Annotated in this window: 10 protein-coding genes; 1 reads left to right on the plus strand and 9 read right to left on the minus strand. The window is 65.4% G+C overall.

Going from position 1 to position 10,208, the window contains the following annotated elements; all coding sequences use genetic code 11:
- The first annotated feature begins 388 nt into the window (after window positions 1-388).
- The gene (locus QZY48_RS30500; RefSeq protein ID WP_295437700.1) at window positions 389-1,528 is read left to right on the plus strand and encodes an AI-2E family transporter; all 1,140 of its coding nucleotides are present in this window, start codon (window positions 389-391) and stop codon (window positions 1,526-1,528) included.
- A gap of 703 nt (window positions 1,529-2,231) precedes the next feature.
- Here the strand turns inward: QZY48_RS30500 and QZY48_RS30505 are convergent.
- The 9 genes from QZY48_RS30505 to QZY48_RS30545 form a co-directional block, all read right to left on the minus strand.
- Window positions 2,232-2,828 carry a DNA-3-methyladenine glycosylase I gene (locus tag QZY48_RS30505; protein WP_295437703.1) on the minus strand — a complete coding sequence of 199 codons (597 nt, stop codon included), beginning with the start codon at window positions 2,826-2,828 and terminating at the stop codon, window positions 2,232-2,234.
- Window positions 2,825-3,532 carry a type 1 glutamine amidotransferase gene (locus QZY48_RS30510; RefSeq protein WP_366929815.1) on the minus strand — a complete coding sequence of 236 codons (708 nt, stop codon included), beginning with the start codon at window positions 3,530-3,532 and terminating at the stop codon, window positions 2,825-2,827. Before QZY48_RS30510 ends, QZY48_RS30505 begins: the two co-directional genes overlap by 4 nt.
- A gap of 201 nt (window positions 3,533-3,733) precedes the next feature.
- Window positions 3,734-4,300 (minus strand): NUDIX hydrolase, encoded by a 567-nt coding sequence (locus QZY48_RS30515; protein WP_295437705.1) that lies wholly within the window; start codon window positions 4,298-4,300, stop codon window positions 3,734-3,736.
- A gap of 163 nt (window positions 4,301-4,463) precedes the next feature.
- Window positions 4,464-5,948 carry a hypothetical protein gene (locus tag QZY48_RS30520; protein ID WP_295437708.1) on the minus strand — a complete coding sequence of 495 codons (1,485 nt, stop codon included), beginning with the start codon at window positions 5,946-5,948 and terminating at the stop codon, window positions 4,464-4,466.
- On the minus strand, window positions 5,945-7,246 hold the full coding sequence (locus QZY48_RS30525) for a P-loop NTPase (RefSeq protein WP_295437710.1): 1,302 nt from the start codon (window positions 7,244-7,246) through the stop codon (window positions 5,945-5,947). Before QZY48_RS30525 ends, QZY48_RS30520 begins: the two co-directional genes overlap by 4 nt.
- Before the next feature lie 46 nt (window positions 7,247-7,292).
- A complete protein-coding gene (locus QZY48_RS30530; protein ID WP_295437712.1) occupies window positions 7,293-7,739 on the minus strand; it encodes a hypothetical protein in 447 nt (148 codons plus the stop codon).
- Window positions 7,740-7,926: 187 nt separating this feature from the next.
- Window positions 7,927-8,523, minus strand: a complete 597-nt coding sequence (locus QZY48_RS30535) for an ATP-binding protein (protein ID WP_295437714.1) — start codon at window positions 8,521-8,523, stop codon at window positions 7,927-7,929.
- A 546-nt stretch (window positions 8,524-9,069) separates the two neighbouring features.
- The gene (locus QZY48_RS30540) at window positions 9,070-9,765 is read right to left on the minus strand and encodes a response regulator transcription factor (RefSeq protein ID WP_295437717.1); all 696 of its coding nucleotides are present in this window, start codon (window positions 9,763-9,765) and stop codon (window positions 9,070-9,072) included.
- A 17-nt stretch (window positions 9,766-9,782) separates the two neighbouring features.
- Window positions 9,783-10,040, minus strand: coding sequence for a hypothetical protein (locus tag QZY48_RS30545; protein ID WP_295437718.1), 258 nt, complete (start codon window positions 10,038-10,040; stop codon window positions 9,783-9,785).
- Window positions 10,041-10,208: the final 168 nt, after the last annotated feature.

Consider the following 10,208-nt stretch of genomic DNA (forward strand, 5'->3'; position numbering starts at 1 on the left):
CGATCTGGGTGCGGCGCTCCCAGTATCGGGGCTTGCTTTGAGCCTGGGAGCGGTGTTGCGCGGGCGGCGTGGCGGGGCCGGGATGATGATCGAGGCCCAGGCGGCGACCCCGCGGAGAGGGGAGCAACCCAGAAAGCGCAGTTCTCTCACAGAGACACAAAGATCACAAAGATTTTCAAAGCGATATGCCGGTCGCGGAGGTCACCTGGGGCGATGATCGGCGCCACGCCTTCAATGATCCGTCTTCCTTTGTGTCTTTGTGTCTTTGTGAGAACCATCGCCGGATTCAGGATAAACCTTGCACCCCGCCCGGATCGGGGCGACAGTGCCGCCCTGTTCCCGGTTACGGCACCCGGTGCCGCGGCCCCTTTCGCTCCGTGGTGAATCAATGCAACAAGATACGATCAGTAAGGCGGTGGTCCTGGTCCTGGCACTGGGGATCTCCGCGCTCTTTATGACCATGATCGCGCCCTTCCTGATGGCGCTCTTTCTGGCGGGCCTCGCGAGCGCCCTGGCGCAACCCCTGTTCCTGCGTCTCACGCACCTGTTCGGGGGCCGCCGGGCCCTGGCGTCGCTCGCGAGCGTGTCGCTCATGACGCTGGTGGTGCTGATCCCGCTGGTGCTGCTGGCGGGCGTGCTGGTCTCACAGGCCCTGGACGTGAGCCAAGTCGCGAGTGTCTGGGTGCGCGACACCCTGACCCAGCCCGAGGCCTTCACCGGACTCCTGCACCGCCTGCCCTTTTACGACCAGTTGGCCCCGCACTGGGGCAAGATCGCGCAGCAGGCGGGCGACGCGGCCGCGGCCTTGAGCAAGATCGCGGTGGAGGGCCTGTCCTCGCTCACCCTGGGGACCGTGAACTTCATCTTCATGCTCTTCGTGTTCCTCTACAGCCTCTATTTCCTGCTGATGGACGGGGGCCAACTGATCGATAAGCTCCTCTATTACCTCCCGCTCAAGACCACGGACGAGCGCATGATGCTCGCCAAATTCACCTCGGTGACCCGGGCGACCCTGCGCGGCTCACTGCTGATCGGTCTGCTGCAAGGGACCCTGGCCGGCATGGCCTTCGCCGTGGCCGGCATCCCCAACGCGGTCTTCTGGGGCTCGGCGATGGCGATTCTCTCCATGATCCCCAATGTGGGCTCGGCCCTGATCTGGGTGCCGGCGGTGGTGCTCCTGATCATCCAGGGGCAGGTGCTCACGGGCGTCCTCCTGGCCAGCTTCTGCGGCCTGCTGGTGGGCAGCCTGGACAATGTGCTGCGCCCCATCCTGGTGGGCAAGGACACCAAGATGCATGAGCTGATGATCTTTTTCAGCACCTTGGGCGGCCTCTTCATGTTCGGCTTCCCGGGGATCTTCATCGGCCCGGTGATCGGCTCACTGCTGGTGTCGATCTGGGAGATCTATGGGGTCGAGTTCGCCGATTCGCTGCCGGAGGTGGAGGGGAGGATGGGCGGTCAGGGGGAGACGGGGTTCATCCCGGGGGAGACGCCGGCCGGCCCGGCGGATCAGGGCGAGGCGCCCTAAGGAACTAGAGAATGCCTCTAGCGCCGTTGTCGTTGTCGTTGTCGTTGTCGCAATCGAGGTTATCGTCGTTCCCCGGATTCTCTCGCACCCACGTTGCATCGCTTCTCCGATTACGACAACGACAACGATTGGGTTTGTGTTTAACTTGTTCTTGACTCGTCACTAAGGAGTCGGGGCGCCCCGCCCCGACCCCTAGTACCCCGTTCCTGCGCATGATCAAGCCCCGAAGGGGCGTGATATACCAGCCCAGGGCAACGCCCTGGGATAGCGTTGTTTATTCGGCCTAGCCCTGAAAGGGCGGGACATAAGGAAACGCTGATTAAACCCAGGTTGGCGCTCTAAAATACTGATTTTATTATCATCAGATCGGCTCTGGGCAATTTAATCAGCGTTTCCATCCATAAGGAGTCACGCCGTTATGTCACGCCCTTTCAGGGCTAAGTTCTGCGATAACCCGTACCCAGGGCGTTGCCCTGGGCTGGTATGTTCGACCCCGTTGGGGTCGATACGCAAGATAAGCTGAAACCGGGTACTAATACCATCTGACACAATTGCTCGGACCATTGGCGTAGGGTGCGCCATGCGCACCTTGAGAGGCTGCGGTTGATCGCCGCGGCCAGGGTTTCGGTTGGCACCATGGTGCGCACGGCGCACCCTACGGTCGCGGTGCGGTTAAGGATCCGAGCATTTCCATCGTGCGGTACTAGGCCATCGCGGGCGGGACGCCCCCGCTCCCTTGCTGCCTGAAGCAGTCCAGGGTGTGGTCGTTGACCATCCCCACTGCCTGCATCAGGGCATAGCAGATGGTACTGCCGACGAAGCGGAAGCCGCGCCGCTTGAGTTCCCGGCTCAGCCGATCCGAATCAGGCGTTTGGGCCGGGACCTGCGCCAGACTGGGCCAGGCGTTTTGCCGCGGCGCCCCATCCACGAACCCCCAGAGCAGGTCCGACAGGGTCTCGCCGCGTTCGTGCAGGGCCAGGACGGCGCGGGCGTTGCCCACCGTGGACTCCACCTTGAGCCGGTTGCGGACGATCCCCGGATCGGCGAGCAGTTCGGCGACCCGTGCCCCATCGAAACGGGCAATGGCCTGCGGGTCGAAGCCCAGGAAGGCCCGCCGATAGCCCTCACGCTTGCGCAGGATGGTGAGCCAGGACAGGCCGGCCTGGGCGCCCTCCAGGGTCAGCATCTCGAACAGGTGCCGTTCGTCGCGGTTGGGGACGCCCCATTCGCGGTCGTGATAATCCACATAGAGCGGGTCTGCCGTGCACCAGGCGCAGCGGATCAGGCCGCCATCGCTCATTGGGGCAGCCGGTCCAGGATGCCGAACAGGGCGGCCCTGAGTTGCACATAGTCCGCGGGCAGCGCGGCCAGCATCCGCGCGGCGCTCTGAACATAGGTGCCGGGGACCAGCTCGTCGGCACACTGGGCGCAGATGCCCGCGACGCTTTCCGCGGTGGACTCCAGGTGGAACTGGAGCCCGAGCACGCGCCCCTCGTAGAGGAACGCCTGCTGCTCACAGGCGCTGCTGCGGGCCAGGTGGAGCGCGCCCGCGGGCAGGTCGAAGGTATCGCCGTGCCAGTGGAACACCGCAAGTGTGGCCGGCAGGAAGCCGCAGAGCGGTGAGGCCTGCCCGGCCGCGGTCAGTTCGATCGGCAGCCACCCGATCTCGGGCTCCCGGTTGCGATAGACCCGCGCGCCCAGCACCGCGGCAATCAACTGGGCCCCGAGACAGACCCCGACCAGGGTCTTGCCGGCCGCGATAGCGCGGCGGATGAGGGCCTTCTCCGCGGCCAGCCAGGGGTACCGCGACTCGTCGTTCGCCCCCATGGGCCCGCCCATGATGACCAGCCAATCGAAGTCCGCCGGCTCCGGCGCCACGGCACCATCGTACAGCGGGGTTATGGTCAGTGAGTGACCACGGGCGGCGGCCCAGTCGGCGATACCGTAGGGGCCCTCGAAGGGGACGTGCTGCAGACAGTGGATACGCATGCGATCGATACCCATCGTAGTTGGTTTTTCGTAACGCACTGTTTGATAGGTAACGAATCAGGAACAAGTTAAACACGACACCATCGTTGTCGTTGTCGTTGTCGTGATCGTAATCCGAGAAGCGATGCAATTTGGCGTGCAAGAGAATCCGAGGCGCTACGATAACCTCGATTACGACAACGACAACGACAACGACGCGACAAGCGTTCCATAACCTCAGCAGCCCGGGTCTTCGGGCGTCAGTTCCAGCGCGCCCCGGATCAGGGCGCCGGCCCGATAGAGCCCGACCAGGGTCTTGGCATCGGTGATGGTCCCATCGCTACACCAGTCCAGGGCCTGACCCAGGGGCAGCCAATGGATCTCCATCACCTCGTCGCGCTCCTGGGCGTGGTCCCGGAGCGCCAGGTCCCGCGCCAGCCACAGATAAATGACCTCGGTGAAGACCCCGGGTGAGCTGTGCATGAAACCCAGATCGATCCAGTCCGCGGCGCTCACCCCCGCCTCCTCCGCCAACTCCCGGGTGGCCGTCGCCAGCGGGGCCTCACCCGGGTCGATCTTGCCCGCCGGCAGTTCCCACAACCAGCCGCCCCCGGCATGACGGTACTGGCGCAGCAGACAGACCCGCTGCTGCTCGTCGAGCGCCACCGCCGCGGCGCCGCCGGGGTGGCGGATGATCTCCAGGTCCACCCGGTTGCCGTTGGGCAGTTCCACGGTTTCGATGGCGACGTCGATCACGCGCCCCTGGAAGATCGGTTCGCGTTTCAGGATGGGTGTTTCACTCATGGCGGTGCCTCACTGGGTTCAGGGACCTCGCCCCCCGGGCGTCGGCGCGGCGCCCGCGAGGTCGAAGCAGATAAACTAGCCGCCGCCGCTCAATCCCACAAGCCGAATCGGCACCATCGGGATGGGATGTCCACAAGCCCCCGGCACAGGCACCTGAAGGGGTCTACTGCGGGCGTTGTTGGGGCGGCACCCCACCCTTGCGCAAAATGCCCGCACGGACGCGGAAGATGTCCGGGACATCGATCTTTCCGTTCTTACGTACGTCCATGACGCCAATGTCCTGAAGGGCATTGAGTAAAGCGGTCATCCGTTCATCCTCCGAGGACAACATCGCCACAACGAGATCGATCGGCGCACGAATACCTTTGTACTGGGAAACGATCTTACTGACCACCTCGCCGGAACGCCAGCGATCGAAGACATCGTCCTTGAGTGCTGGCACCAGGGCACCACGCAGCGGCTCCAACGCCTGCGACACCCAGGGATAATCCTCTTGTAGCTCTGACAAACGGTGCTCGGAGGTCGTGCGCACCCCATCATTGATGCCCTTGAAGCCGATCGCCGAATCACTGGGAGCCGGCTCGTAATCCGCGGCAGCCTTCAGCACCCTCAAGAAACTCCGGGGAGACACTTCACCCCGCGAATCACTCAGGTGCAATGGTATCCAGGTATAGGGAGCACCGCGGTTCTTCCCCTTACCCATGAATTCCCCCGCAATGATCTCGAACACCCTCCGCTGCTGCTGCGCACTGGTGACCAGGTCTTGGGATAGTCGGACCGCGCTGTCGGCCCCAAGCACAATACCGAAACGCCCAGAGATCGCCCGCATCGGCCCCCTGGAAAGGGCGTTTCGCAGCAACTCAAAGTACAGCAGGGCGTAGAGGTCAGTGGCCCGCCACCAAAGGCGCACGGCTTCGCCCTGAATCTTCGAGCCATCGGGAAAGCGGAACAAATCGGCATTCTCGAACTGATCCGGCCGCATGAAAATCTTCAGTCGAATCGACTTGTAGCTCTTCATCGCGAGCGCGGTCTGCAACAGGCCCTTGGTCAATTCGTTAATACGACTCCAATCGTCGGCCATCTGCTCCAACTGATCGAAGAGGATCAGGGCGCGCTCACGCCGCTGCGTGAGCAGCCGATCGGCGTCCCGAAACAGTGTCTGTTGTTCGTCAGGATTGTCCTTGATCCAGTTGATGAGTTCGTTGAACCTGGCCGGTATCGCCTGCCCGACGATCGGGGCCAGGGAGCGGACAACGGCCGCGCGCCATGGCAGTACAGCGGGTGTCTTTATCCCTACGCGACTGATATTCGCGCCGCTGATCAAGGCGTCGCCTCCCCCCTCCGCACCCGAAAAGCCGAATCTGACCCGCAGACCATCGAGCCGCTGCTGATTGCGGTATCCCCGATAGGCATCCGCGATGGCGGCGCGTGACTCATCCCCGGCCAGCGCGCTGGCCCAGAAGCTCTTGCCGACGCCCCGGTTGCCCACGACCAAGGCCACATCCGGATCGAGGGCCGCGGCATGACTATGGGGAAAGAAGATCTGATCCGGTGCAACCGGGGTCCCGGCCACGTGATGCGCGAGGTCCGGCAGCGCTGCGAGCCCGCGACGAATCGCGGCCAGGTCTTGTAGCGTCACATCAATCATTTCCGATCATCTCGATCGAGTCCAAGCAGGTCCCAGGCACGTTCCAGAAAGGCGCCGAAGGGTCCGCGATAAACATCAGGGTCCAGGGCAGTGCGCTCAGCGACGGGATCAAAGGCAGCATAGTCCGGATGGAAGGCGATATAGGAAGCGTCGTGCGGGATGCCACGCCCGGTATCGCCGACGCCGAAATTGAAGTCGGCAACCTGCACCGAGCCATCCGCCGCCAGACTCTCGCTGTCGTAAAGAAATTCCGCACACAGGGTATGCAGCCGCTCACGGAACGGGATCCGCTGTTGTGCCGATGACGGCGCTTTGGCCTGAACAAAAGACAGGTGTTCGCGCCAGGCCCGGTAGCCGCCGAGGTCATCGCCGAAGCAATGCAGGAGATGAGCGAAGAGATAACGATAGCCGCGGAACGTCTGTGGCTGATCGGTGCCGAAAAACAGGATCTCGGCGCCCAGCGCCAACAAGGCCGGCGCAGCGGATTCGGCCAGACCGGCCCGCCCATCGATCAACACCGCGTCGAATTTGGCACGTGCCGCGAACCGGTCCACCATCTCGCTGACCTGGCGGGCCAACGACACCGGCCCGCTACTGCCTGCATCCTCGACATGCGCGCGGGACAGCTTGGCCAGCATGGTCTCCGGATGTTCGTCGGTTACCCGCCCGACCACCGGCACGACCTCGACCGACCCCTCCACGAATGGGCTGAACCCAATGAAGTCGAACAGGTCTTCCTCTGCGATACCCCCAAGGCCGTTTTCCACCAGATAGTCGAGAACACCATAGTCGGGTCGGCGGTCCTGCATCGGATCATCGGATGCATCGAGCAGCATGGACCCGATACCGGGGGCCTCCAGATCGAGATCGATGGCAAGAACCTTCAGGCCATTACGCGCCAAGTCAGCAGCCAAGACCGCAAGCGCAGTGGAGCGCCCCACGCCACCCTTCAGAGAACTGAAGACCAACCTCGGCGGGCCAGTTTCGAGCACCGGGGCTGGGGACATCATCCAATCAGCACCGACGAAACGGCGGTCGACCAGGCGAACGGTCCGCGGGCCATCGGGCAGTGCAACCGAAACCGCAACGGCCGCCGAGTCCGTGACCAGCGCAGCCGCCATCCGTCCATCGATAACCGGGGGGTTGGATGCGTAGCCGCCAAGGGTCCGTTGAAGGGTCGCAGTGAGGCCCTTGACGTCGGGCAATGACTTCCGCGCCAGAGTCAGGCGCCCTTCCCCACCGCGCAAGACAACCGTGGCATCATCGAACAGGACCCCTGCCGCCTCGGCCTCGGCCACCAAGCGCCCCAGACTTTCATGGAATCGTATTGTCACAAGAGTATCCTCAGATCATCAAGACGAGGCGACGTAGAACGAGGTCCGCGTCCAATGACCAGCGCTGACAGTCGACGAGACTGACAGGGGTGCAGGTGTGGTCCGCATAGCGGATGTCGAGCGACCAACCCTGAAACCTAGACACAAAGGCGGGGTCCCCTACAACCGCCTGGAGCTCAGCGCCGACTCGACCGACAGCGTGCAATTGTATGTCGGTGATGAATCCTTGAATCGCAGAGGTCAGCGACGGTAAGTGCTTTCCCATCGGCGTGTTTCTTGGCTTCATCCGGGCCCCATTCCAAACACCGGCCACGCCAGACTTGCAAAGGGCATACTTCAATGCATTCTCACCCACCAAACCGTAATGGTAGGCCGCGTCATCGATTTCGCCGTTCATCTCCAAATGCTCAGCCACGCGATGATGGCGTGCGGCAGCAACATCGTATTGCTCAGTCATTCCTTCTCCCACGTAGTCAGAACTGCACCCGGCGCACAGGACATCGCCGACCCCTGATCTCGGATTCACCGCAGACCTACAGCAGACTGCGGCACCTGCGACCTTGCGGGACAGAGTATCAGGACTGCCGACACCCTGGTCAACCGCCACGGATTGCCGATCAAGTGTGATCCGCCTTCGCGCGCATTCAGAGCGGCAGTCGCACCCGGATCAAAGCACCACCCAGAAGGCTCGCGGCGATCTCCAGGTCCCCGCCATAGGCGCGGCAGATCTCGGTCACCACGGCCAGTCCGATACCGTGACCGGGGGTCGCCAGGTCCGCCCGGGCGCCGCGCCCCAGCACCTCGCGGGCGCGTGCCGCGGGGATGCCGGGGCCGTCGTCCTCGACCCAGAGTACCAGGTAGGTTCCGTCGCGCCGACCGCCGACACCCACCCGGGTGCGGCACCACTTGTAGGCGTTGTCCAGCAGGTTGCCCAGGACCTCCAGCAGGTCGCCCTCGACCCCGCGGAAGGTCAGGCCCGGCTCCAGGTCCAGGGTGACTTGCACCGCGCGCCCGGCGTGCAGCTTGGCGAGCGAGGCGCGCAGCCGCTCCACCGCCTGGGCGACCGGGACCGGCGGGGCCAGGGTGGCGACCGGGCGGGGGCGGGCACGCTCCAGTTGATAGGCGACGATCTCCTCCATGCGCCGCACCTGCTCGGCCGCCTGTTCCGACCAGGTCTCGGCACCGGACGGCGCCGCGCCCGGCCCCGGGGTGCGCGCCTGCGCGAGGGCCCCGCGCAGCACCGCCAGCGGGGTCTTGAGGCTGTGGGCCAGGTCGGCCAGGGCGTGGCCGAGACGGGTCTGGCGCGCGGACTCGTGAGCGAGGAGCGCGGTCGGTCAGGTCCTCCGCCACGCTGAAGGTGTAGCCGCGGGGCACCGGGCCGATGGTCCAGGTGACCCCGTAGTCCTCCACGAAATAGGCGCGACCGGTGTCGTCGTGCGCCTCGCGGAAGCGGCGCTCGCCGGGCGCGAGCCCGGTGCCGAAGGGCACGGCCTGACCCAAGGCCGAGGCCGAGCGCCAGATCGGGGTCCCGGCGGTGTCGCTCACCTGAGCATAGAGCCCGGACCCGGGCAGGCTCAGGCGCGCCTCGGCCAGGCCCGGCGGCAAGGTCAAGCCATCCCCCTGCGCGTCCGCCGCGGCCATCAGCAGATAGACCTGGCCGAGCAGACGCTCCTCCCGGGCGGAGCGGGCGGCGGCCTGGAAGGCGCGCTCCAGGGCCAGGCTCGTGAGTATCACGAAGACCAGCAGCACCAGGGCGGCGACCAGCGTCACCCGCGTCTGGAGCGATTTCACACCGACGCGTCGGCGTGGACGAAGCGGTAGCCGCGCCCGCGCAGCGTCTCGATCGGACCCCAGGTGCCGTCCGGGTCCAGCTTGCGGCGCAGCCGCCCGACCAGGACCTCCAGCACATTGCTGTCGCGGTCCTCGTCGTGGGGATAGAGATAGTCGGCCAGTTCACGTTTGGACAGGACCCGGCCCGGCTGGGACATCAGCCGCTCCAGGAGCCGGAACTCGAAGGCCGTCAGCTCCACCGGGGCGCCCTGTACCCACACCCGCTGCCCGGCGCGGTCCAGACGCACCGGCCCGAGCGCCAGCACCTGCTCTGCCGCCCCGGCCGCCCGGCGCAGCCGGGCCAGCAGTTCCTCGATCTCGAAGGGCTTGGCCAGGTAGTCGTCCGCACCCGCCTCCAGCCCCTCGACCTTGTCCTGCCACCGGCCGCGGGCGGTGAGCACCGGTACCGGGAGGCGGTTCCCGGCCGCGCGCAGGCGCCGCAGGATCGCCAGTCCCGGGGTCCCGGGGTCCCGGGGTCCCGGGGTCCCGGTCAGGCCGAGATCCAGCACCAGCGCGTCGAAGGGGTACTCGCTCGCCAGATACAGTCCCTCGTCCCCATCCCCGCTCTGGTCCACCCGGAACCCCTCGCGCTCGAGCCGCGCGACCAGTTGGGCGCGCAGGGCGGGCTCGTCCTCGATCACCAGCAGGCGCATCGGTGCGGCCGACCGGCTCAGCCGCCGGCCGCGGGGATGACGACGACACGGACCTCCCCCGCCGGGGTCAGCACCTTGACCTGCCAGCCCCCACTGCCCCGCTCCACCGACAGCACCCGCCCGCCGGTCTGGCGGCGCGCCTGCTCGGCCGCCTCGGCCGCCGACGCGGCCACGGCCGCCAGGACCGCCGGGGCTGGCGGGGGCGCCGGGCACCCACTCGGCGCCTGACAGGCCCCCAGGGAAAGCACGAGAAGCGAAGCGCCACTGGTCAACATCGATGGATTGCGGATCTGAACGTCGGGTCGGGTGCAGATGAATCTAGCACAAGGCCAAGGCCGCGGCGCGCGCCGGGTGCGATCAGAACTGATGTGGTGGCCGAGCTCCCGGGTACGCTGTCGTTGTCGTTGTCGTTGTCGTAATCGAATAATCCGACCACGATTACG

This window comes from uncultured Thiodictyon sp. (genome assembly GCF_903828115.1).
Classification (GTDB): domain Bacteria; phylum Pseudomonadota; class Gammaproteobacteria; order Chromatiales; family Chromatiaceae; genus Thiodictyon.

Coding starts and splice junctions, on each gene's coding strand:
- QZY48_RS30500 (WP_295437700.1), top strand. CDS start 389: ATGCAACAAGATACGATCAGTAAGGCGGTGGTCCTGGTCCTGGCACTG.
- QZY48_RS30505 (WP_295437703.1), bottom strand. CDS start 2,828: ATGAGCGATGGCGGCCTGATCCGCTGCGCCTGGTGCACGGCAGACCCG.
- QZY48_RS30510 (WP_366929815.1), bottom strand. CDS start 3,532: ATGGGTATCGATCGCATGCGTATCCACTGTCTGCAGCACGTCCCCTTC.
- QZY48_RS30515 (WP_295437705.1), bottom strand. CDS start 4,300: ATGAGTGAAACACCCATCCTGAAACGCGAACCGATCTTCCAGGGGCGC.
- QZY48_RS30520 (WP_295437708.1), bottom strand. CDS start 5,948: ATGATTGATGTGACGCTACAAGACCTGGCCGCGATTCGTCGCGGGCTC.
- QZY48_RS30530 (WP_295437712.1), bottom strand. CDS start 7,739: ATGACTGAGCAATACGATGTTGCTGCCGCACGCCATCATCGCGTGGCT.
- QZY48_RS30540 (WP_295437717.1), bottom strand. CDS start 9,765: ATGCGCCTGCTGGTGATCGAGGACGAGCCCGCCCTGCGCGCCCAACTG.
- QZY48_RS30545 (WP_295437718.1), bottom strand. CDS start 10,040: ATGTTGACCAGTGGCGCTTCGCTTCTCGTGCTTTCCCTGGGGGCCTGT.